Below are 23,093 nucleotides of genomic sequence, written 5' to 3'. Positions count from 1 at the left end.
GGTGACCGCCTTCTATGTTTCATTGAGGACGGTTTTTGGAGGCGTCAGCATGATCGCAGTGGTGACCGGCAGTAACAGGGGACTGGGGTGGCACGTGGCTCATCAGTTGGCGGAGAGGGGGTACCATGTGGTGACTTGTGCCCGCAGCCATGAAGCCGCTACTCAGGTGGCGGAATCCATCCGCGAAAGAGGGGGAGAGGCCAGTCCCTTTATGCTGGATGTGTGTGATGCCGAGCAGATTCATGCCTTGGGCGCCTGGCTAGGTCAGCTGTTCGGTGGGGTTGAGGTGCTGGTCAACAACGCCGGAATTTTCATTGATCAGAGCCAGTCCCTGTCTGACATCACCCTGGAGCAGTGGCAGCAGACCCTGACCACCAATGTCACCGGTGCCATGCTGATGTGCAAGATGATTCTGCCCCTGATGCGTCCCCGGGGCTATGGCCGAATCGTCAACGTTTCCTCCGGATATGGCTCCCTGGCCGAGATGGGAGAGTTGCAGGTGGCCTATCGGGTGTCCAAGGCGGCGCTCAATGCGCTGACCCGGGTGGTGGCCTCTGAGGTGTCCGATGAGGGGATAAAAGTCAATTCGGTTTGTCCTGGCTGGGCCAGAACCGACATGGGCGGGCCCCAGGCCAGCCGGGATCCGGCCGAGTCGGCCAACTGGATTACCTGGGCAGCGACCCTGGATCCCCAGGGCCCCAATGGCGCTTTCTTGCGAGACGGCAAGTCTATCCCCTGGTAGACGGCGCCGATTGCCCTAGGGCCGAATTCTCACCACTGACGGGAAATACCCACAGGCCAGGCTAGAACAGCTTGTTGCCCCAGTCCAGCTTGCTGCGAAGGACTTCGAAGTAGTTATAGCCCTTGGGGTGGATCAGTCTCAGGCAGGCATCCGCCTTGCGAATGCGGATCTCGTCTCCTGGCTGGCAGGGCAGAGTTACCTGGCTGTCACAACTGATGGCCAGCTCAGACGACGGGCTGTTGCAGGAGGCTTTCAGGGTAATCTCACTGTCTCCGTTGACCACGATGGGGCGGCACGACAGGGTGTGAGGAAACATGGGCACCAGGATGTTGGCATTGAGTTTGGGGGTGAGGATGGCGCCGCCCGCGCTCAACGAGTAGGCCGTCGATCCTGTCGGGGTGGCGACAATCATCCCATCGGCCCGTTGGCTGTACATAAAGTGGCCGTCGATATAGACCTCGAAATCGATCATGTGAGCCACTTTACCGGCGTGCAGAACGGCTTCGTTGACTGCCACGTTGTGGGCCTTCTGCTCTCCGTGGCGGTGCACTTCGGTGCGAAGCAGGAATCGTTTTTCGGTGTCAAACTCGCCGGCCAGCACCTTGGTCAGCGTGGGCTTGAACTGGTCCGGATCCACATCGGTCAGAAAACCCAGATTCCCCCGGTTCACCCCCAGCACGGCGATATCGTAGCGGGACAGCACCCGGGCCGCGCCCAGCATATTTCCGTCACCGCCCACTACGATGGCCAGGTCGCAGCGCTCACCAATCTCGTTGATCTCCACCGCTTCCGCCTTGGTGCAGCCGAGCTCGCGGGCGATGTTGGATTCGATAAGTACTTCATATCCTTGCTTATCCAGCCAATAGAATAGCTGCGCCAGGGTCTGATTTGCGCCTTCGTGACGAGGCTTGCCGATAAGGCCAATGGATTTGAAGTGTGTCTGCATCTTCTGCTCATCTGTAGGGCGGACGGGAATCTTGTGGCTCTGTGGCCCTTGAAGTCCGTAAATCAGTCCCCATAATAGGCTCAGAGCCTTTGGGAATAAAGTATTTTAGCCGGAGTTGAAATGAGCGACGAGCAGCAAAAAGTGGAGCAGCCAGAAGAGGTTGAGATGGAGCAACAGCAGGTTGATGCCGAGCAGGATCCACAAGCCGCCCGCATAGAGGAGCTGGAAAATGCCCTGTTAGCCGCCCAGGCAAAGGTGGAGGAGCAGAAGGACAGCGTTGTCCGTGCCCACGCCGAGATGGAGAATGTCCGTCGCCGCAGCGCTCAGGATGTGGAGAAGGCCCGTAAGTTTGCCCTGGAGAAATTCGCCGGTGAACTGCTGCCTGTTGTTGATAACCTGGAACGTGCCCTGGCCACCGGGGATGCCGACAACGAAGCCGTGAAGCCTCTGCTTGAGGGTGTGGAACTGACCCACAAGAGCTTCCTGGCCGGTATCGACAAGTTTGGCATTAAAGAGATCGATCCTATCGGTCAGCCCTTTAATCCGGACCAGCACCAGGCAATGGCGATGCAGCCCAGCGAAGAGTTTCCTGCCAACACCGTAATGGCAGTAATGCAGAAGGGTTATGAGCTCAATGGCCGTCTGCTGCGCCCGGCCATGGTGATGATCTCCAAGGGCAGTGATCAACCCTCAGTGGACACTACCGCCTGATTGGGGTAAAGACAGATGCAGAAGCAGCCTCCGGGCTGCTTTTTTTGTGCCCCAGGCTGGCCAGCGTATCCCGAATGCGGCGGTATTTGTGCTCAGTCCACACCGGGCTGGAGGGCCAGGGGCGCAGTCTGGTGATGCGGGGATCCACTGGGGTGATCACTATCTGGGTGTCGCCAAGGCCGACCTGCTCCACCAGATGATAGATCTCCTCGATGGCGGTATTGCCCATGGCCAGGCATCCGCTGGACGCTTTGTCACCATGGATAAAGATGTCTCCACCGGGACGGGCACGTCCCTCCTCCCTGGCGTAGTGCTTATCCAGGCCATTGGGGTAGTTGAGCTTGACGGAGAGGTGGTACTTGCTGTTGGGGTTCAGGGCCACGGGACGGTAGACCCCTTCAGGTACCTGCAGGTCGCCCTCCATCAGTTTGGGCCCGGGACCGCCACTGAACCCCATAATGGGATAGGTGCGCAGGGTGTACCAGTTCCCCAGGACATCGGCACCCCACACCTCCATTCGGTAGTCCGACTTGATGGCCACCAGGGTCAGTTGCACCGGCATAGTGCCTCCGGGCATTCTCGCCAGGGCGCTTTCCAATCGTTTGGCGGCTTTCCCCTGCGCCATTGAAAAGGATACCGGTGACAGGCATAAAGCTGTGATAACTGTTGCTAAAAGTGCCCATCTGGCTGCCATTATCTCTCTCCGAACGCAGTCTGGTTGCCGGGGAGCATAGCATTTTTGCGTGCCAGGTTCACAAGGGGGTGAGTGGCGTTCGTGATCTGGATGGGTGCTGAGAATGACAGAGGCCTGCCTCCCGAAGATCCTTGGGGACAAGCCTCGCCGGAGAGAGGTTAGGCAGGCTGACGGGTGGTGGTCAGAACAATCTCCCGAATATGAACGTTTTGCGGCTGGCGGTAGGCGTAGTCGATGGCGTTGGCGACATCCTGGGCCGCCAGGACACCGCCCATGCTCTCTTTCCACTCACCATAACCGGCTTTGATGGTGTCGCTGGTGGTGTGGCTGAGCAGTTCGGTCTCCACGGCACCGGGGGCGATGGTGATCACCCGGACATCGTCGCCGCACACCTCTTCACGCAGGGTTTCCGACAGGCCGTGAACGGCGAACTTGGTGCCGCAGTAGGCTACGTGGTTGGGGAAGGTCTTGCGGCCAGCGACGGAGCTGATGTTGATGATGGTGCCGCATTTGCGCTGGCGCATCTTGCCCAGCACCAGATGGATGCCGTTCAACAGTCCCATCACGTTGACATCCAGCATCTTCTGCCACTCGGCGGGGGCCTGGCTATGGGCATCGCCGAGGAGCATCACACCGGCGTTGTTGATCAGGCAATCAGAGGGGCCAAATTGGGCTTCGGCCTCCTCAATGGCAGTCGCGAAGCTGTCGATGTCGGTGACGTCCACCTTGCGGCACAGGGTGTTGGGCAGGTTCAGGGACTCCAGTTTCTCCAGGCGGCGGGCCAGCAACAGCAGTGGGTGGCCAGCGGCGGACAGGGTGCGTGCGGTGGCTTCGCCGATGCCTGAGCTGGCGCCGGTGATGATTACCAGGGGTTTGGTCATAACTGTCTCTCCAAAGGGTTGATGCAGGGCGGCGCCCTGGCGATGGCGCACACTATAGTGCTAGGCTTCATAGCCTTAAAATATTAATTTTCTCTGTTAGAGATAGGTGTTTCCTATGGATGTAAGGTTGCTGCGCTGTTTCGTGGCGGTGTTCGAGGAGCGGGCCATCACCGCCGCCGCCCAGCGGGTGTTTGTCTCTCAGCCCTCCCTGTCGGCGGCGATCAAGCAGTTGGAGTCTGAGCTGGGGGTCACCCTGTTCCGTCGCCACAAGCGCGGTGTCGATCTCACCGATGAGGCCCATCAACTCTACCCCCTGGCATTGCAGGCGCTGGGTCAGATGGAGAAAATGAGCCGGTTGTTTGACGATGCTAGCGCACGGTTGCCGCTGTCATTGGCCAACTTTCACGACATCAGCCCCAGCCACTACGCCCGCTTCCTAGGGCATTGCATCGAACTGGCGCCGCAACTCAGCCTGGAGCTGCTGGATCATGAGGATGAGCGGGCTCAGGCCAGGATGACCCTGGATGTGTTTAAGCGCGAGGACGAGTTGTTTCTGCCCTTGTGGGAGGAGGACTATGTACTCTGTGTCCCCAAGGCGCACCCGCTGGCAGAAAGGGAGAGGGTGTCCATTGCCGATCTCAATGATTTCAACTTCATCGAGTGTGTGGCCTGCGAGGCCCACCAACAGACCCTGAGTCTGCTGGCCAGTGAAGGGTTTGCGGTCAACCTGGTGGCCAAGGCTCAGCACAAGACCCAGGTGAGGCACCTGGTGAGTGCCGGGGTGGGGATCTCGTTTCTGCCCTGGGGGGTGCTGGAGACGGCGGATGACCTGGTACAGGTAGCGCTGGATGCGCCAAGGATGTTTCGTCGTATCGGCTTGACTCTGCACGCCAGTGACAGTGGCAAGCCGGCTCAGACGGCGCTGCTGGGCGCCGCCGAAGCCTGGCGATCACAGTGAGCCAGAGCCTGCCACCTTGGAGCGTCGTATTGGCTTAAGCCTGGGGCCCAACTGCTGGCTCACCAGGGCCAGAACGATCAGCGCCAGGCCGGTGAAGGTGGCGGGGGCGATGGTCTCCCCCACCAGGGTGGAGATAAAGAACAGCGACAGGAAGGGGGCCAGGAACACCATATTGGTGATGGGGGCGGTACGCTCTGCGCTCTTCAGAGCCTTCAGCCAGAGCACGAAGGTAAAGCCCATCTCGAACAGTCCCACGTAGGCGGCGCCTGCCAGCCCCTCCAGGCTGGGCAGGGACAGTCCGTCTCTGTACCAGCTGGCGGCGAAGATAAACGGCAGACCAATCAGGAAACTCAGCAGCAGGCTGACCACTGGGTCGCCCTTGTCCCGGGCGTTCACTATCCAGTAGAGAGACCACAGCAGGGTGCACAGCAGCCCCAGCCCATAGCCCAGCGGGGACTCCATTTCGAAATCCAACAGTTGACCGCCGGTGGCGATCACCACCACGCCACCATAGGCGATCATCGCTGCCACCAGATCCCAGGCCTTCAGCTTTTGACCAAGAAGGGGAACGGACAGCAGGCTGAACAGAATCGCCCAGGTGTAGGTCAGCGGTTGGGCCTGCTGGGCGGGCAGCAGGTCATAGCAGCCGAAAAGCACCAGGTAATAGAGGAAAGGGTTCAACAACCCGCTCTGCAGGTAGCGCATCGGGCTGGTTCGAAACTGTCGGCGGACCAGCGCCCCCTTTCCCTGCGCCAGCACTATCGCAGCCAATGCCAGGGTTGACACCAGGGCGGCATAGAGCAGCAACTGGCTGGGAGACAGGTGCTGCAGGGAGAGCTTAAAGGCGGAGGCGACGGTGGACCAGGCCAGCACCGCCCCGCCGCCGTACATCAGGGCACGGCGTTGATTCTTAACCATTGGAAAAACTTCACAGGGACCAAACATCAGGCATGGGTATTATATTGTATACAATCCTGCCTGAGCACGGATTTTGATCAAATTTTTTGTATTGCCCCCTTGGTTTTTTCTCCACAGGCCCCATATCCCTGCCATCCACAGGGAAAAATTTTTGATTGCCCCCTTGAAAGGGCAGGGCGCTAACCCCAGATAGGGGTTAACGAAAGAATTAGCTTAGTTAGCTTTAGATATAAACGTATTTTTTGGAGGCTTTCGATGGGCAAGATCATCGGCATCGACCTGGGTACCACCAACAGCTGTCTGGCTATCCTGGATGGCGACAAGCCTAAGGTTATTGAAAACGCGGAAGGGGATCGTACTACTCCTTCTATCATCGCCTACACCGGTGACGAGATTCTCGTCGGTCAGCCTGCCAAGCGTCAGGCGGTTACCAACCCTCACAACACTCTGTTCGCCATCAAGCGTCTGATCGGTCGTCGCTTCAAAGATGAAGTGGTACAGCGTGACATCGACATCATGCCTTTCAAGATTGTTGAGGCTGACAACGGTGACGCCTGGGTTGAGGCCCAGGGTAAGAAGATGGCTGCGCCTCAGGTGTCTGCAGAAGTTCTGAAGAAGATGAAGAAGACTGCGGAAGATTACCTGGGTGAAGAGGTGACTGAAGCGGTGATCACCGTTCCTGCCTACTTCAACGACTCCCAGCGTCAAGCCACCAAGGACGCCGGCCGCATCGCCGGCCTGGATGTGAAGCGCATCATCAACGAGCCTACCGCGGCTGCCCTGGCCTATGGCCTGGACAAGAAGACCGGTGACAACATCATCGCCGTATACGATCTGGGTGGTGGTACCTTCGATATCTCCATCATCGAGATCGACGACGTTGAAGGTGAGAAGACCTTCGAAGTACTGGCCACCAATGGTGACACCCACCTGGGTGGTGAGGACTTCGATAACCGTCTGATCAACTACCTGGTAGAAGAGTTCAAGAAAGAGCAGGGCATCGATCTGAAGAACGATCCCCTGGCGATGCAGCGTCTGAAGGAAGCCGCTGAGAAAGCCAAGATCGAGCTGTCTTCTGCTCAGCAGACCGAGGTGAATCTGCCTTACGTTACTGCGGATGCGACCGGTCCTAAGCACATGAACATCAAGGTGACCCGTGCCAAGCTGGAAGCCCTGGTTGAAGACCTGATCACCCGCTCTCTGGAGCCTCTGAAAGTGGCCCTGCGCGACGCCGACCTGTCTGTTTCCGACGTTCAGGACGTGATTCTGGTTGGTGGTCAGACTCGTATGCCTAAGGTACAGGCTGCGGTAGCCGACTTCTTCGGTAAAGAGCCCCGTAAGGACGTGAACCCTGATGAAGCTGTGGCCATGGGTGCCGCGGTTCAGGGTGGTGTACTGGCCGGTGACGTGAAAGACGTTCTGCTGCTGGACGTATCGCCTCTGTCTCTGGGTATTGAGACCATGGGTGGCGTGATGACCTCTCTGATTGAGAAGAACACCACCATCCCCACCAAGAAGTCTCAGGTGTTCTCCACCGCCGAGGACAATCAGTCTGCGGTAACCATTCACGTGCTGCAGGGTGAGCGTAAGCAAGCCGGTGCCAATAAGTCTCTGGGTAACTTTAACCTGGAAGGCATCCAGGCGGCTCCTCGTGGTCTGCCTCAGATTGAAGTGACTTTTGACATCGATGCCGACGGTATCCTGCACGTGTCCGCCAAGGACAAGGGCACCGGCAAAGAGCAGAAGATCACCATTCAGGCCTCTTCCGGCCTGTCTGAGGACGAGATCAACAAGATGGTGAACGAAGCCGAAGCCCACGCTGAAGAGGACAAGAAGTTCGAAGAGCTGGTACAGGCCCGTAACCAGGCTGATGGTCTGGCTCACGCCACCCGTAAGCAGATCGAGGAAGCCGGCGAAGAGCTGCCAGCGGACGAGAAAGAGAAGATTGAAGCGGCCATCAAAGAGGTTGAAGAGGCGACTAAGGGTTCCGATAAGGAAGCCATTGAAGCCAAGACTCAGGAGCTGATCCAGGCTTCTCAGAAGCTGATGGAGATTGCTCAGGCCAAGGCTCAGGCAGCCCAAGGTGGTGCCGAAGGCGCCCAACAGGCGGAGCAGCCTCAGGACGACGTGGTAGACGCCGAGTTCGAAGAAGTGAAAGACGACAAGAAGTAATTCTTAACGTCCTTTGACCTGACAATACAACGGGCGTTCGGTACCACCGACCGCCCGTTTTTGCGAGACTACTGACGGCTAGAGATATGTCCAAACGCGATTTCTACGAAGTGCTCGGGGTGGCCAGAGATGCCAGCGAGCGAGATATTAAAAAGGCCTACAAACGCCTGGCGATGAAGTTCCACCCGGACCGCAACCCGGGGGATGCCAAGGCGGAGGAGAGCTTTAAGGAGGTGAAGGAAGCCTACGAGATCCTCACCGATTCCGAAAAGCGGGCCGCCTATGATCAGTTCGGCCATGCCGGTGTGGATCCCAACCGTGGCGGTGGCTTCGGTGGGGGCGCCGGTGGCGATTTCGGTGACATCTTCGGTGACGTGTTTGGCGATATCTTTGGTGGCGGCCGCCGTGGTGGCCGTGCCGGTCCTGCCCGTGGCAACGACCTGCGCTATAACATGGAGCTGACCCTGGAGGAAGCGGTTAAGGGGATCACCAAGGAGATCCGCATTCCCGTTCTTGCCACCTGTGACAGCTGTCATGGCAGCGGTGCCAAGTCTGGCTCCAGTGCCCAGACCTGTGGCACCTGTCATGGCCAGGGCCAGGTACAGATGCGCCAGGGCTTCTTTGCGGTAAACCAGACCTGTCCTACCTGTCGCGGTAAGGGCAAGGTAATTAAAGACCCCTGTGGCAAGTGTCACGGCCAGGGCCGTGTCGAGAAGACCAAGACCCTGTCTGTGAAGATTCCTGCTGGCGTGGACACCGGCGACCGCATTCGCCTCTCCGGTGAAGGGGAAGCGGGTGAAGTGGGCGCCCCGGCAGGTGACCTGTATGTACAGGTGCACGTCAAGGACCACCCCATCTTCGAGCGTGATGGCAACAACCTCTACTGCGAAGTGCCCATCAGCTTCGCCACCGCTGCCGTCGGTGGTGACATCGAAGTGCCGACCCTGGATGGTCGTGTCAGCCTCAAGGTGGCGGCAGAGACCCAGACAGGTCGCATGTTCCGTCTGCGAGGCAAGGGTGTGAAGTCCGTACGCAGTCATGCGGTGGGGGATCTTATCTGCAAGGTGATCATCGAAACCCCGGTGAATCTGACCGAGCGTCAGAAGGAGCTGTTGCGTGAGTTGGAGCAGACCCTGTCCGGCTCCTCCAAGAAGCACAGCCCCAAGGCGGAAGGTTTCTTCGATGGTGTGAAGAAGTTTTTCGATGACCTGACCAGTTAACCGACTGAATCCCATTTATAAAAGAGCCGCTTTTAACAGCGGCTCTTTTTATTTAACATGCGGAAACTTATAAGACTCACCCATGCAACAAGGAGCGTTTCCGTGACCCGACTTATTTCCATGCTGGCAATCCTGTTGGCGTTGCCCGCCTGGGCGGCCGAGCCGCCGGTGGAGCACTTTGCCAAAGCCAGTCAGGCCTACTCCGTTAAAATCTCCCCCAAGGGGGATCATCTGGCGATGCTGACCAAGTCTGATGGTAAGCAGGTTGTGGCGATTTTGGACACCGACACCCTGAAGCTGCGCCACGGCATCCGCTACAAGGGCAATGGCCAGGTCGGCGCCTACTACTGGGCCAGTAACGATCGCCTGGTGACCACCAAGGAGTACCTGAAGGGGTGGGTCGCTCAGCCTCAGGACTATGGTGAGTTGATGGCCGTGGACTTCAACGGCAAGCAACCCCTCTATCTGTTTGGCTACAACTCAGGGAAGTCCAGCACCGGCACCCGCCTGGGCAAGGGCTCGGATCCTATCCAGGCCTGGGGGAGTATGATCGACCCCCTGCCCGAGGATGAGGACTATGTGCTGATCAAGTCCACTCCGATGAGCTCCAAGGGGGATCGCAACGCCACCGTCTTTAAGGTGAACATCCACAATGGTAAGCGTAAGAAGGTGGCGTATGCGCCGGTGGCCTACTCTGGTTTCCTGACCGATCACGACGGTGAAGTGCGCTTTGTTGCCGGAACCAACAATGACGGCTTCTATAAGATGTTTTACCGGGAAGGTCAGGGCGACGACTGGACCCTGTTCTACGACGAGAAGAGCAACGAGGGTGAGATCTATCCCATCTCCTTTGCCTCCAAGGACGAGGTCTATGTGCTGGATGACAACGACCATACCCTGCAGGCTCTGAAGAAGGTCAACCTGAAGACCGGAAAGAGTAAAATTATTTACCGCGATGATGTGGTCAACCCTCAGTCTCCGAAGTTCTCCGCCGACGGCAGAAACCTCTATGCCCTGGAGGTGGAGCCCGGTTATCCCAGTTATGTGTTTGTCGATAGTAAGAGCCGCGATGCCCAGACCCTGAAGGGGCTGTTGCAGGCTTTCCCCGGTCACCAGGTGGCCATCACCAGTCAGACTCTGGATGGTAACCTGGCCGTCGTTCTCGCTTACAGCGACACTAACCCCGGCACCTACTATCTGTACGATCGCAAAAAGAACAACGTCCGCCCCCTGCTGGCCAAGCGCGGTTGGGTCGATCCCAAGACAGCCGCCACGGTAGAGCCTTTCAGCTTCAAGGCCCGCGATGGCATGACCATCCATGGTTACCTGACTGTTCCTGCGGGCAAGGAGGCCAAGAACCTGCCACTGGTGGTCAACCCTCATGGCGGCCCCCACGGTCCCAGAGACTATTGGGAGTACAATGGTGAAACTCAGATGCTGGCCAGCCGGGGTATGGCGGTACTGCAGGTGAACTTCCGCGGTTCCGGCGGATATGGCCGCAACTACGAGGAGGCCGGTTACCGCAACTGGGGCAGCAAGATTCAGTACGACATCATCGATGCCACCAGATACATGATTGAACAGGGCAAGGTGGACAAGGACAACATCTGCATCTACGGCGGTTCCTTCGGCGGCTACTCAGCCCTGCAGGCCCCCATTTTGGCACCGGATCTGTTCCAGTGCGCCATCGGTTTTGCCGGGGTGTATGATCTGGAGCTGATGTATGAGGTGGGGGACATCCCAACCCGTAAATCCGGTGTTCGCTATCTGAAGGATGTGGTGGGTGAGGATGACAGCAATATGAAAGCCTTCTCCCCGGTGCACAATGTGGACAAGCTGAAGATCCCGCTGCTGATTATCCATGGCGGCGAGGATGAGCGGGTGCCAATCGAGCATGCCGAGGCGCTGCGCAAGGCCCTGGATGAGCATAAGCTCTCTTATAAGTGGGTGGAGTTGGATAAAGAGGGGCACGGCGTGTTCGATGAGAAGACCCGAATCGAAGTGTATGGTGAGATCCTCAGTTTCCTGGACGACAATCTGAAGCTGTAGTTTCACCGCCGATTTCGGTTAATCTAAAGGGGCGCGTGAGCGCCCCTTAGTTTTTTATGGAGACACATATGCGATTGATTGCCACCCTCTCACTCCTGGGCCTGCTGACCTCCTGTGCGACTCACCAGTCGCCCACCGGCCGGGATCAGATGCTGCTGTTTTCTCCTCAGGAGATGGCGCAGATGGGGGACCAGTCCTTTGCCCAGATAAAGGAGAAGGAGACCCTCTCCACCGACAAGGGTACCAACGCCTACGTTCAGTGTGTCGCCGACGGCATCATCACCGCACTGGGTGATGACCCCGGGGCCTGGGAGGTGGTGGTGTTCGACTCGGAGCAGGTGAACGCCTTCGCGCTGCCCGGCAAGCACATCGGTGTCTACACCGGCTTGCTGGAGGTGGTCAAGAATCAGGATCAGCTGGCGGCGGTGATGGGTCATGAGGTGGCTCACGTATTGGCCAGGCACAGCAATGAGCGGGTGTCCCGCTCTCAGCTTAGCAATGCCGGCCTGCAGATCGCCGACATCTTCCTCAGTGGCAATGCCAACAAAGATGTCTACATGGCGGGTCTGGGTCTCGGGGTTCAGGTGGGGATCACCCTTCCCTATGGCCGTACCCAGGAGAGTGAGGCGGATGTGATGGGCGCAGAGCTGATGGCCCGGGCCGGATTCGATCCGGAGCAGGCGGTGGATCTTTGGCATAATATGGCCGAGGCCGCCGGTGGCAGCGCACCACCGGAGCTGCTCTCCACCCACCCCTCTCACAGCACCCGAATTGGCGACCTGAAGTCGCTGCAGCCCCAGGTTCAGCCTCTGTTTCTGCAGGCCCAGGGGCAGGGGGTTACACCGCGGTGTAAGCGCTGACTAACCTTCACGGGTTGAACGAAACGAGCCCGCCAGTTTGAATCGGGCTCTTTTCCTCCCCCCACCTGTGTTCACGCCTTTCCCAAGGTGATACACTCCGCAACAGTTTTTCCCGACCGGAACCAATACCATGAAGTTCGAATCAGTAGAACAGAAGGCCAGCTACGGCGTAGGCCGTCAGCTGGGTGAGCAACTGGCTGCCAACAGCTTTGAAGGCGTAGAGATCTCCGCCGTTCAGCAGGGCCTGGCCGATGCTTTCGAAGGCAAAGACAGCCTGGTAGAGATGGCTGAGCTGCAGCAGGCTTTTGCTGTGATCTCTCAGCGTCTGGCGGAAGCCCGTGAAGCCAAGGCTAAGGAAGCCGCTTCTGAAGGCGAAGCCTTCCTGGTGGAGAATGCCAAGCGTGATGGCGTGATCACCACTGAGTCCGGCCTGCAGTACGAGATCATCAGTGAAGGTGAGGGCGACAAGCCTGGCCTGAACAGCACCGTTGCCTGCCACTACCACGGTACCTTTACTGACGGCAACGTGTTCGACAGCTCCGTAGAGCGCGGCGAGCCCGTAGAGTTCCCTGTGAGCGGCGTTATCGCCGGCTGGACCGAAGCCCTGCAGATGATGAGCAAGGGCGCCAAGTGGAAGCTGTACATCCCTCACCAGCTGGCCTACGGCGAGCGCGGTGCCGGTGGTGCCATCCCTCCCTTCTCCGCTCTGGTCTTCGAAGTGGAGCTGCTGGAGATTAAGTAAGGGACATAAGGGGGAAGCCAAGGCTTCCCCCTTTTTTTATGGACTCTCGTGGTGCCGGTTATGGGAAAGTGGGATCCCCTTTAAGTCCCCCGCCATTAGGCCTATGATGGATCGGATAGTTGAAGAGAGTAGGGAGCTGTAAACCATGGATAAAGTCCGGGTTGCCATAGTGGGTGCCAGCGGCCGAATGGGCCGCACACTGATTGAAGCCGCGCTGGCTCATCCTCAGATTCGCTTGGGGGCGGCCATTGAGCGTGCCGGGTCCACCCTGATGGGCGTGGATGCCGGCGATTTGGTTGGCCACGGCTCCGTCGGCGTTACCCTGGTGGATAAACCGGATCTGGTGAGTGACGACTTCGATGTGCTGATCGACTTCACCAATCCCGAGTCCACCGTGGAGCTGGCCGCCTGGTGTGCCCAGCATGGCAAGCCCCTGGCCATTGGCACCACAGGGTTCAACAGCCACCAGAAGGAGCGCATCGCCGAATTGGCCCAGGACCTGCCGATCGTGCTGGCCCCCAACATGGCGGTGGGGGTGAACCTGCTGTTTAAGCTGCTGGAGACTGCAGCCAAGGTGATGGGCGACTACACCGACATCGAGATCATCGAGGGTCACCACAGGTATAAGAAGGACGCCCCTTCCGGTACCGCCCTGCGTATGGGGGAGGTGATTGCCGACGCCCTGGGACGGGATTTGGAAGAGTGTGCCATCTATGGTCGGGAGGGGATTACCGAAGAGCGGGATCGTCAGACCATCGCCTTCTCCACCATCCGTGCCGGGGACATCGTCGGTGAGCACACCGCCCTGTTTGCCGACATTGGTGAGCGACTGGAGATCACCCACAAGGCGTCCAGTCGGATGACCTTTGCCAACGGGGCCATGCGGGCCGCGCTCTGGTTGTCATCGAGGGAAAACGGGCTGTATGACATGCAGCAAGTGTTGGGTTTCAAATAAAAAAGGGGCTTTTTAGCCCTTTTTTTCTACTTGCCTATGTACAAATGAGACCTTGGTCAGTATAATTGCCGGAATTTGCCAAAAATCTAGTTTTTGCCCTTGGCGAGTTGAAGATTTACGTTCTGTACCAACGTAAAAACAATAACTTATAAATAATCTGGTGGGAGGTCAAGTTGAACAAAACTGCCCTATTAGTGCTCCAGGACGGCACTGTTTTCCATGGTACTTCTATAGGTGCCGATGGAAATGCTGTCGGAGAAGTCGTTTTTAACACTTCTATGACTGGTTATCAAGAAATCCTGACCGATCCTTCCTATTCACGTCAAATTGTTACTCTTACCTACCCTCACATCGGTAACACCGGAACCAATTCCGAAGACGTCGAATCCTCAGCCATCCACGCTACCGCCCTCATCATCCGTGACCTGCCAGCCCTGGCTTCCAACTTCAGAAACGAGCAGACCCTTTCCGATTACCTCAAGCAGCATAACGTTGTCGGCATCGCCGATATCGATACCCGCAAGCTGACCCGGGTGCTGCGGGAGAAGGGCGCTCAGGCCGGCTGCATCATCACCGGTGAGGCAGAGGTCGCCAAGGCCCAGGAGCTGGCTCAGGCCTTCCCCGGCCTCAAGGGGATGGACCTGGCCAAGGAGGTGACCGTCAGCGAGTCTTACAGCTGGCGTAAAGGCAGCTGGAAGCTGATGGGTGGCCTGCCCAGCGACACCCCTTCCGAAGAGCTCAAATTCAACGTGGTGGCCTATGACTATGGCGTGAAGCAGAACATCCTGCGGATGCTGGTGGACCGAGGCTGTGACGTGACTGTGGTGCCTGCCCAGACACCGGCCGCCGACGTACTGGCGATGAACCCGGACGGCATCTTCCTCTCCAATGGCCCAGGGGACCCAGAGCCCTGCGACTACGCCATCGAGGCGATTCGCCACATCCTGGAGACCGAGATTCCAGTGTTTGGCATCTGCCTGGGCCATCAGCTGTTGGCCCTGGCTTCTGGCGCCAACACGGTGAAGATGAAATTCGGTCACCACGGTGGCAACCACCCGGTGAAGGATTTGGAAGGTGGCCAGGTGATGATCACCGCTCAAAACCATGGGTTTGCCGTGGACGAGGCCAGCCTGCCCGCCAACCTCAAGGCCACCCATAAGAGCCTGTTCGATGGCACCCTGCAGGGGATTCACCGCACCGACAAGCCCGCCTTCTCCTTCCAGGGTCACCCTGAAGCGAGCCCCGGGCCTCACGATGCCGCCCCGCTGTTCGATCACTTTATCGAACTGATGCAAGCCAGAGCCGCCCAGTAGTCCGGAGTGAAGAGATAGAACAATGCCAAAACGTACCGACATTCAAAGCATTCTGATTCTGGGCGCTGGCCCCATTGTGATTGGCCAGGCCTGTGAGTTCGACTACTCCGGCGCCCAGGCCTGTAAGGCGCTGAGGGAAGAGGGGTACCGGGTGATCCTGGTGAACTCCAACCCGGCCACCATCATGACCGACCCCGAGATGGCCGACGCCACCTACATCGAGCCCATTCACTGGGAGGTGGTGCGTAAGATCATCGAGAAAGAACGCCCCTGCGCGGTGCTGCCTACCATGGGTGGCCAGACCGCGCTGAACTGCGCCCTTGAGCTGGAGAAGCACGGGGTACTGGAGGAGTTCGGTGTCCAGATGATCGGCGCCACCGCCGACGCCATCGACAAGGCGGAAGACCGGGCCCGTTTCGACAAGGCGATGAAATCCATCGGCTTGGAGACCCCGCGTTCCGGCATCGCTCACACCATGGATGAGGCCTATGCGGTGCTGGACCAGGTGGGCTTCCCCTGCATCATCCGCCCCTCCTTTACCATGGGCGGCTCCGGTGGCGGTATCGCCTACAACCGGGAGGAGTTCGAGACCATCTGTACCAACGGCCTGGATCTCTCCCCCACCAACGAACTGCTGATCGATGAGAGCCTCATCGGTTGGAAGGAGTACGAGATGGAGGTGGTGCGCGACCGCGCCGATAACTGCATCATCGTTTGCTCCATCGAAAACTTCGACCCCATGGGGGTTCACACCGGAGACTCCATCACTGTCGCGCCAGCCCAGACGCTGACCGACAAGGAATACCAGCTGATGCGTACCGCCTCCATGAACGTGCTGCGGGAGATCGGCGTTGAGACTGGCGGTTCCAACGTACAGTGGGCGGTAAACCCCAAAGATGGGCGTCTGGTGATCATCGAGATGAACCCTCGGGTGTCCCGCTCCTCGGCCCTGGCCTCCAAGGCCACCGGCTTCCCCATCGCCAAGGTGGCGGCCAAGCTGGCGGTGGGTTACACCCTGGATGAGCTGCAGAACGACATCACCGGTGGTGCCACGCCGGCTTCCTTTGAGCCCTCCATCGACTACGTGGTTACCAAGGTGCCGCGCTTTAACTTCGAGAAGTTTTCCGGCGCCAACGACCGCCTGACCACCCAGATGAAGTCTGTGGGTGAGGTGATGGCCATCGGCCGCACCTTCCAGGAGTCCCTGCAGAAGGCCTTGCGCGGTCTGGAGACCGGCATGAACGGTCTGGATTCTGTGGTCGACCTTGAGGAGAACGCCTCTCTGTCGAAGATCCGCTACGAGCTGCAGGAGCCGGGTTGTGAGCGCATCTGGTACGTGGGCGACGCCTTCCGTGCCGGTTTGTCCATGGAAGCGATTCATAAGTTGACCCACATCGACCGTTGGTTCCTGGTGCAGCTGGAGGAGCTGGTGAACCTCGAGGAGCAGGTGAAGGAGCGCGGCTTTGCCGGCCTGGATGCTGACTTCATGCGCAAACTCAAGCGCAAGGGGTTCTCCGATGCCCGCCTGGGTCAGCTGTTGGCGCACTCCGAGTCCGAGATCCGCAAGCTGCGTCAACGTCAGCAGGTGCTGCCGGTGTACAAGCGGGTGGACACCTGTGCCGCCGAGTTTGCCACCAACACCGCCTACATGTACTCCACCTACGAGGAGGAGTGTGAGGCTCAGCCCTCGGACAAAGACAAGATCATGGTGATCGGCGGCGGCCCCAACCGTATTGGCCAGGGCATCGAGTTTGATTATTGCTGTGTGCACGCCGCCCTGGCGATGCGTGAAGATGGCTATGAGACCATCATGGTCAACTGCAACCCGGAAACCGTCTCCACCGACTACGACACCTCCGACCGCCTCTACTTCGAGCCGGTGACCCTGGAGGATGTGCTGGAGATTGCCCGGGTTGAGCAGCCCAAGGGGGTCATCGTTCAGTACGGCGGCCAGACTCCGCTGAAACTGGCTCGCGCCCTGGAAGCGGCCGGTGTGCCCATCATCGGTACCAGCCCGGACGCCATCGACCGTGCTGAGGACCGTGAGCGTTTCCAGCAGGCGGTCGAGCGCCTCGGGCTGAAGCAGCCGGAGAACAGCACGGTGACCACCATGGAGCAGGCGGTACTGGATGCCGAACGCATCGGTTACCCCCTGGTGGTACGCCCCTCCTATGTACTGGGTGGCCGCGCCATGGAGATCGTCTACGACGAGCAGGATTTGCGCCGCTACTTCAACGAGGCGGTCAGTGTCTCTAATGAATCTCCGGTCTTGCTGGACCGCTTCCTGGATGATGCCACCGAGGTGGATGTGGACGCCGTATGCGACGGAGAGGACGTGGTCATCGGCGGCATCATGGAGCACATCGAGCAGGCGGGGGTTCACTCCGGTGACTCAGGTTGCTCTCTGCCTCCCTATACTCTGAGCCAGGATATCCAGGACAGGATGCGGGATCAGGTGCGCAAGCTGGCGCTGGAGCTGGGCGTTGTGGGCCTGATGAATGTGCAGTTTGCGGTGAAGGATGACGCCATTTACCTCATCGAGGTGAACCCGCGTGCCGCCCGCACCGTACCGTTCGTGTCCAAGGCCACCGGTGTGCCCCTGGCCAAGATCGCCGCCCGGGTGATGGCCGGCACCAGTCTCAAGGCGCAGGAGTTCACCCAGGAGGTGATTCCGCCCTACTACTCCGTCAAGGAGGTGGTGCTGCCGTTTAACAAGTTCCCTGGCGTGGATCCCCTGCTGGGTCCGGAGATGCGTTCCACCGGTGAGGTGATGGGCGTGGGTGACACCTTCGCCGAGGCCTATGCCAAGGCGCAGCTGGGTGCCATCAAGGATGTACCCAAGTCCGGCCGGGCTCTGCTCTCCGTTCGTCAGGGTGACAAGGCCCGGGTGGCGGATCTGGCCAGCCAGCTTATCGAGCTGGGCTATCAGCTGGATGCCACCCACGGTACCGCCGTGGCCCTGGGCGAAGCGGGCATCAACCCCCGTCTGGTGAACAAGATCCATGAGGGGCGTCCCCATATCCTGGATCGCATCAAGAACGACGAGTACACCTACATCGTCAACACCACCGAGGGTCGTCAGGCGATTGAGGACTCAAAGCATCTGCGTCGCGGCGCCCTGCAGCACAAGGTGAACTACACCACCACCATGAACGCGGCTTTCGCCACCTGTCTGGCTCACGCGGCCGATGACCGTGGCAAGGTCAGCTCTGTGCAGGAGCTGCATCTGCGCAGTTTGAAGTAAGCTGGGTTTTTTAGCCTAACTGAGACGCCGGCAGGGGTGACCCGCCGGCGTTTTCTTATTACAATCGGTCCACCTAGTAAGAATAAACTCCCCGGAATCACCCCTATGGGGTCAGGATCTGTCCTGGCCGGGAGAGCTTTTGTCCGAACTGAATTGGAAGCAGATTATGACCCAGGTTCCTATGACCGTTGTAGGTGCTCAGCAGCTGCGTGAAGAGCTGGAGCATCTGAAACATACCAAGCGCCCCGCGATCTCCCAGGCCATCGCCGAGGCCCGTGAGCTGGGTGATCTGAAAGAGAACGCCGAGTATCACGCCGCCCGTGAAGAGCAGGGGCTGTGTGAAGCCCGCGTCCGTGACATCGAAAGTAAGCTGTCTACGGCTCAGGTCATCGATGTCACCAAGATCCCCAACAATGGACGGGTGATCTTTGGTGCCACGGTAACCATTCTCAATGTGGAAACCGATGAAGAGGTGACCTACCGCATCGTGGGTGACGACGAAGCAGACCTGAAGCAGCGGATGATCTCCGTGAACTCCCCCATTGCCCGTTCCCTGGTTGGCAAGGAGCTGGATGACGTGGTGGTGGTGAAAGCCCCCGGCGGCGAGGTGGAGTACGAAATTATCGAGGTGGAGTACAAGTAATACCTTGTCTCCAGGCGCCTCGCGCACAAAAAAGCCGCATCGTGTGCGGCTTTTTTGTTATCGGGCTCTGGGCAGTTCGATCTTCTGTTTCTCAGAAGGACGATACAGCACCAGGATGTGGCCGATAACCTGCACCTCGGCGGCGCCGGATTCACGGACGATGGCATCGATGATGGCACGCTTGTTCTCGCGGTCTTCGCTGGCAACCTTCACCTTGATCAGCTCATGGTGAGCCAGGGACAGCTCGATTTCAGCCATGACCCCTTCGGTCAGGCCGTTGCCACCGAGCAGAACCACGGGCTTCAGGCTGTGGGCCAGACCCTTGAGGTACTGCTTCTGCTTGGTTGTTAATTGACTCATTAGGCCACTCATTTCGTTTGGGGACTTGAAAAGCGCGTATTCTAACGCCATCTATAGCGTAATACTAATTCTTACCGTAGTGTTCCACTCTCGGTAAGATCATTGGCACATTGACGGTCTGGAGAGTTATGGCCGGTAATCCGAAAAAGAAACGCAGCGCCAGTTCTACGCGCTGGATGAAAGAACATTTCGATGATCGCTTCGTGAAGGAGGCCCAGAAGAAGGGGTTGCGTTCGCGGGCGGTCTTTAAGCTGGAGGAGATCCAGGGCAAGGACAAGCTGCTCAGGCCCGGGATGACCGTGGTGGATCTGGGGGCGGCCCCCGGAGGCTGGTCCCAGTACGCGGTACAGGAGATTGGCCTGGAGGGCCAGGTGATCGCCTGCGACATTTTATCGATGGACCCAATCGCCGGCGTCGATTTCCTTCAGGGGGATTTTCGTGAGGAAGCGGTACTGGGTGCCCTGCTGAAAAAGGTGGGCGACGATAAGGTGGACGTGGTGCTGTCGGACATGGCCCCCAACTTTTCAGGTAACACCTCGGTGGACCAACCCTCCGCCATGTACCTGGTGGAGCTGGCTTTGGACATGTGTTATCAGGTGCTGGCCCCCAACGGCAGCTTCATCGTGAAGGTGTTCCAGGGGGAAGGTTTTGATCAATACCTGGCTGACATACGTAAGGCCTTCAAAGTTGTAAAAATTCGTAAACCGGATTCCTCCCGTGCTCGGTCCCGAGAGGTCTACATTGTGGCAAGCGGCTACAAGTTGTAAGCTTGCTAAGAATAAACAAAGGAATTTGCGAGGTTCTCTACCTTGAGTGACATGGCGAAAAATCTGATTTTATGGCTGGTTATCGCTGTCGTGCTGATGTCTGTGTTTAAGGGATACAACCCTGCCAGCAGCACCGGCAATGCCATCAGCTATACCGCCTTCGTTGAAGCCTACAGCAACGGCCAGGTGCCTGCGGTGGAGTTCCAGGAGGATGGCGTCACCATTACGGGCAAAACCCGCAATGGCGACCAGTTCATTACCTACATGCCGGCGTTTGACGACAAGCTGATCGATGACCTGATCAACAACAAGGTCGACATCAGCCGTCTGCCGCCTGAACAGCCCAGCGTATTGGCTCAGATCTTTATCTCCTGGTTCCCCATGCTGCTGCTGGTGGGCGTGTGGATCTTCTTTATGCGTCAGATGCAGGGGGGCGGCGGCAAAGGTGCCATGTCCTTCGGCAAGAGCAAGGCGCGCCTGATGGGCGAAGACCAGATCAAGACCACCTTCGCCGACGTTGCAGGTTGTGATGAGGCCAAGGAGGAGGTCGCGGAGCTGGTGGATTACCTGCGTGACCCGACCAAGTTCCAGAAACTGGGTGGTAAAATTCCCACCGGTGTGCTGATGGTGGGTCCTCCGGGTACCGGTAAGACCCTGCTGGCCAAGGCCATTGCCGGTGAAGCCAAGGTGCCGTTTTTCACCATCTCCGGCTCCGACTTCGTTGAGATGTTCGTGGGTGTCGGCGCCTCCCGGGTTCGCGACATGTTCGACCAGGCCAAGAAGTCTGCGCCCTGCATCATCTTTATCGATGAGATCGATGCCGTGGGCCGTCAGCGTGGTGCCGGTCTGGGTGGTGGTCACGACGAGCGTGAGCAGACCCTGAACCAGATGCTGGTTGAGATGGATGGTTTCGAGGGTAACGAAGGCATTATCGTCATCGCCGCCACCAACCGTCCCGACGTACTGGACCCGGCACTGCTGCGTCCAGGCCGTTTCGACCGCCAGGTGACCGTGGGTCTGCCCGATGTGCGTGGTCGTGAACAGATCCTCAAGGTGCACATGCGCAAGGTGCCCCTGGCTGAAGACGTCAAAGCGGATCTCATTGCCCGTGGTACCCCTGGTTTCTCCGGTGCCGACCTGGCCAACCTGGTGAACGAGGCGGCCCTGTTTGCTGCCCGTGGTAACCGTCGCCTGGTCTCCATGGAGGAGTTTGAGAAAGCCAAGGACAAGATCATGATGGGTGCGGAACGTCGCTCCATGGTGATGACCGAGGAAGAGAAGAAGATGACCGCCTACCACGAGGCGGGTCACGCCATTGTCGGCCGTATGGTGCCTGAGCACGATCCGGTCTATAAGGTCTCCATTATTCCTCGTGGTCGTGCCCTGGGTGTCACCATGTACCTGCCTGAGCAGGATCGCTGGAGCCATTCCAAGCAGCACCTGGAGTCGATGATCTCCAGTCTCTATGGCGGCCGTATTGCCGAAGAGATCATCTATGGCGCCGACAAGGTGACTACCGGAGCCAGTAATGACATCGAGCGGGCCACCGAGATCGCCCGCAAGATGGTGACCCAGTGGGGTCTCTCCTCTCGTATGGGGCCGATGAACTATGCGGAGGAGGATGGTGAGGTATTCCTGGGTCGTTCCATGGCCAAGGCCAGCCACATGTCCGACGACACCGCCAAGATGATCGACGAAGAGATCAAGGACATCATCGAGCGGAACTATCAGCGTGCTCGCAGCCACCTGGAAGACAACATGGACATTCTCCATGCCATGACCGATGCGCTGATGAAGTACGAGACCATTGATGCCAAGCAGATCGATGACTTGATGGCACGCCGCGATGTGCGAGAGCCCGCGGACTGGACCAGTGGGGACTCCGATGACAAGCCGTCTGGTGGCAGCAAGGTGGAGTCTGAGCCTAAGGCACCAGAGAGCAAGGACACCGACATTGACGGTGCCGGCGCCCCCGCCAAGTAACAGAATCTGATACACTACTAAGTCCCGCCATCGGCGGGACTTTTTTATGGAGAGAGGAAGCGATGAGACTCGATTGCGCCGGCCGAGTGCTGGACCTGACCCGGCCCCAGGTGATGGGGATCATCAATGTGACGCCGGACTCCTTCTCCGACGGCGGCCGTTTCAACCGTCTGGACACGGCCCTGGAGCAGGCTAGACAGATGGTCAACGATGGCGCAACGGTCCTGGATGTGGGGGGAGAGTCCACCCGTCCCGGGGCGCCGGATGTGGCGCTGGCAGAGGAGCTCAACCGGGTAGTGCCCGTGGTGGAGGCGATCAGTTCCGAACTGGACGTGGTGATCTCCGTGGACACCAGCAAGGCCCAGGTGATGCGTGAGGCGGTGGCTTCCGGCGCCGGATTGATCAACGATGTTCGAGCCCTTCAGGAGCCGGGTGCCCTGGCGGCGGCGGCGGATCTGCAGGTGCCGGTGTGCCTGATGCACATGCAGGGGCAGCCCAGGACCATGCAGCAGGCCCCGGCCTATGACGAGCTGATGACTGACATTCGCGGCTTTTTCGAGGCTCGTATCGAGGCCTGTGTCGGGGCGGGGATCCCCAGGGAGCGATTGCTGCTGGACCCGGGGTTTGGTTTTGGCAAGACCCTGGATCACAACTACCAGCTGCTGGCCAGGCTGGGCGAGTTCCTCTCCATGGGCCTGCCACTACTGACTGGCCTGAGTCGAAAGAGCATGTTTGGCGAGTTGCTGGAACGCCAAGTTGATCAGCGTCTTGCGGCCAGCCTGGCCGGAGCCCTGCTCTGTGCCCAGGGAGGCGCATCGGTGCTGCGTGTGCACGATGTGCGTGAGACGGTCGACGTTCTTAAGGTACTGGCAGAGACACAGAAGTGGTAAGACGGATAAAATAGAAGCAGTTAAGCCGCTTAAGACGGTTTTTAA

At 58.7% G+C, this 23,093-nt stretch carries 20 protein-coding genes; 15 read left to right on the top strand and 5 right to left on the bottom strand.

The window, feature by feature from the left end; translation table 11 throughout:
- The first annotated feature begins 49 nt into the window (after window positions 1-49).
- Entirely contained in the window at window positions 50-742 is a 693-nt protein-coding gene (locus tag G505_RS0105225) for an SDR family oxidoreductase (RefSeq protein ID WP_035385109.1), read from the top strand.
- Between the two features lie 61 nt (window positions 743-803).
- On the opposite strand, the gene nadK is transcribed toward G505_RS0105225, so the two are convergent.
- On the bottom strand, window positions 804-1,688 hold the full coding sequence (gene nadK / locus G505_RS0105220) for an NAD(+) kinase (protein WP_051215910.1): 885 nt from the start codon (window positions 1,686-1,688) through the stop codon (window positions 804-806).
- Window positions 1,689-1,808: 120 nt separating this feature from the next.
- Between nadK and grpE the strand changes: the two genes are divergently transcribed.
- Window positions 1,809-2,399, top strand: a complete 591-nt coding sequence (gene grpE, locus G505_RS0105215) for a nucleotide exchange factor GrpE (protein ID WP_028108615.1) — start codon at window positions 1,809-1,811, stop codon at window positions 2,397-2,399.
- Here grpE and G505_RS20635 read toward each other — a convergent pair.
- Both G505_RS20635 and G505_RS0105205 read right to left on the bottom strand, forming a co-directional pair.
- Window positions 2,389-3,024 carry a L,D-transpeptidase family protein gene (locus tag G505_RS20635; RefSeq protein ID WP_245568334.1) on the bottom strand — a complete coding sequence of 212 codons (636 nt, stop codon included), beginning with the start codon at window positions 3,022-3,024 and terminating at the stop codon, window positions 2,389-2,391. The two genes, grpE and G505_RS20635, sit on opposite strands and share 11 nt — an antisense overlap.
- Before the next feature lie 227 nt (window positions 3,025-3,251).
- Entirely contained in the window at window positions 3,252-3,974 is a 723-nt protein-coding gene (locus tag G505_RS0105205; protein WP_028108614.1) for an SDR family oxidoreductase, read from the bottom strand.
- A gap of 115 nt (window positions 3,975-4,089) precedes the next feature.
- Between G505_RS0105205 and G505_RS20630 the strand changes: the two genes are divergently transcribed.
- Window positions 4,090-4,932: a LysR family transcriptional regulator gene (locus G505_RS20630; protein WP_035385108.1), complete on the top strand. Its 843-nt coding sequence runs from the start codon at window positions 4,090-4,092 to the stop codon at window positions 4,930-4,932.
- Here the strand turns inward: G505_RS20630 and G505_RS0105195 are convergent.
- Entirely contained in the window at window positions 4,924-5,850 is a 927-nt protein-coding gene (locus G505_RS0105195) for a DMT family transporter (protein WP_028108613.1), read from the bottom strand. The genes G505_RS20630 and G505_RS0105195 overlap by 9 nt on opposite strands.
- A gap of 255 nt (window positions 5,851-6,105) precedes the next feature.
- On the opposite strand from G505_RS0105195, the gene dnaK reads away from it, so the two are divergent.
- The 9 genes from dnaK to greA all read left to right on the top strand — a co-directional run bounded on the left by dnaK (window position 6,106) and on the right by greA (window position 19,048).
- Complete coding sequence (gene dnaK, locus G505_RS0105190; protein WP_028108612.1) at window positions 6,106-8,022, top strand: molecular chaperone DnaK; 1,917 nt, start codon at window positions 6,106-6,108, stop codon at window positions 8,020-8,022.
- 86 nt (window positions 8,023-8,108) lie between these two features.
- On the top strand, window positions 8,109-9,242 hold the full coding sequence (gene dnaJ, locus G505_RS0105185) for a molecular chaperone DnaJ (protein WP_028108611.1): 1,134 nt from the start codon (window positions 8,109-8,111) through the stop codon (window positions 9,240-9,242).
- A gap of 102 nt (window positions 9,243-9,344) precedes the next feature.
- Entirely contained in the window at window positions 9,345-11,291 is a 1,947-nt protein-coding gene (locus G505_RS0105180; protein WP_028108610.1) for an alpha/beta hydrolase family protein, read from the top strand.
- A 68-nt stretch (window positions 11,292-11,359) separates the two neighbouring features.
- Window positions 11,360-12,151, top strand: a complete 792-nt coding sequence (locus G505_RS0105175; protein WP_028108609.1) for a M48 family metallopeptidase — start codon at window positions 11,360-11,362, stop codon at window positions 12,149-12,151.
- Between the two features lie 130 nt (window positions 12,152-12,281).
- On the top strand, window positions 12,282-12,893 hold the full coding sequence (gene bamJ / locus G505_RS0105170) for a BamJ family beta-barrel-assembly machinery protein (RefSeq protein WP_028108608.1): 612 nt from the start codon (window positions 12,282-12,284) through the stop codon (window positions 12,891-12,893).
- Window positions 12,894-13,038: 145 nt separating this feature from the next.
- On the top strand, window positions 13,039-13,848 hold the full coding sequence (dapB, locus tag G505_RS0105165) for a 4-hydroxy-tetrahydrodipicolinate reductase (protein WP_028108607.1): 810 nt from the start codon (window positions 13,039-13,041) through the stop codon (window positions 13,846-13,848).
- Between the two features lie 173 nt (window positions 13,849-14,021).
- Complete coding sequence (gene carA, locus G505_RS0105160; protein WP_028108606.1) at window positions 14,022-15,161, top strand: glutamine-hydrolyzing carbamoyl-phosphate synthase small subunit; 1,140 nt, start codon at window positions 14,022-14,024, stop codon at window positions 15,159-15,161.
- Window positions 15,162-15,183: 22 nt separating this feature from the next.
- On the top strand, window positions 15,184-18,405 hold the full coding sequence (gene carB, locus G505_RS0105155; protein WP_028108605.1) for a carbamoyl-phosphate synthase large subunit: 3,222 nt from the start codon (window positions 15,184-15,186) through the stop codon (window positions 18,403-18,405).
- Window positions 18,406-18,571: 166 nt separating this feature from the next.
- On the top strand, window positions 18,572-19,048 hold the full coding sequence (gene greA / locus G505_RS0105150) for a transcription elongation factor GreA (protein WP_028108604.1): 477 nt from the start codon (window positions 18,572-18,574) through the stop codon (window positions 19,046-19,048).
- A gap of 57 nt (window positions 19,049-19,105) precedes the next feature.
- Here the strand turns inward: greA and yhbY are convergent, their stop codons facing one another.
- Window positions 19,106-19,408, bottom strand: a complete 303-nt coding sequence (gene yhbY / locus G505_RS0105145) for a ribosome assembly RNA-binding protein YhbY (protein ID WP_051215908.1) — start codon at window positions 19,406-19,408, stop codon at window positions 19,106-19,108.
- Between the two features lie 128 nt (window positions 19,409-19,536).
- Here yhbY and rlmE point away from each other — a divergent pair, with 128 nt between their 5' ends.
- From rlmE to folP, 3 genes are all read left to right on the top strand, one after another.
- Window positions 19,537-20,175, top strand: coding sequence for a 23S rRNA (uridine(2552)-2'-O)-methyltransferase RlmE (gene rlmE, locus G505_RS0105140; RefSeq protein WP_028108602.1), 639 nt, complete (start codon window positions 19,537-19,539; stop codon window positions 20,173-20,175).
- A gap of 42 nt (window positions 20,176-20,217) precedes the next feature.
- Window positions 20,218-22,158 (top strand): ATP-dependent zinc metalloprotease FtsH, encoded by a 1,941-nt coding sequence (ftsH, locus tag G505_RS0105135; protein WP_028108601.1) that lies wholly within the window; start codon window positions 20,218-20,220, stop codon window positions 22,156-22,158.
- 62 nt (window positions 22,159-22,220) lie between these two features.
- Entirely contained in the window at window positions 22,221-23,048 is an 828-nt protein-coding gene (gene folP / locus G505_RS0105130; RefSeq protein ID WP_028108600.1) for a dihydropteroate synthase, read from the top strand.
- The last annotated feature ends 45 nt before the right edge of the window (window positions 23,049-23,093 follow it).

The sequence above is a fragment of the Ferrimonas futtsuensis DSM 18154 genome, from assembly GCF_000422645.1.
GTDB classification, from domain to species: domain Bacteria; phylum Pseudomonadota; class Gammaproteobacteria; order Enterobacterales; family Shewanellaceae; genus Ferrimonas; species Ferrimonas futtsuensis.
The sequence above is the reverse complement of the archived record's forward strand: the minus strand, read 5'-3'. Positions and strand labels throughout refer to the sequence as shown.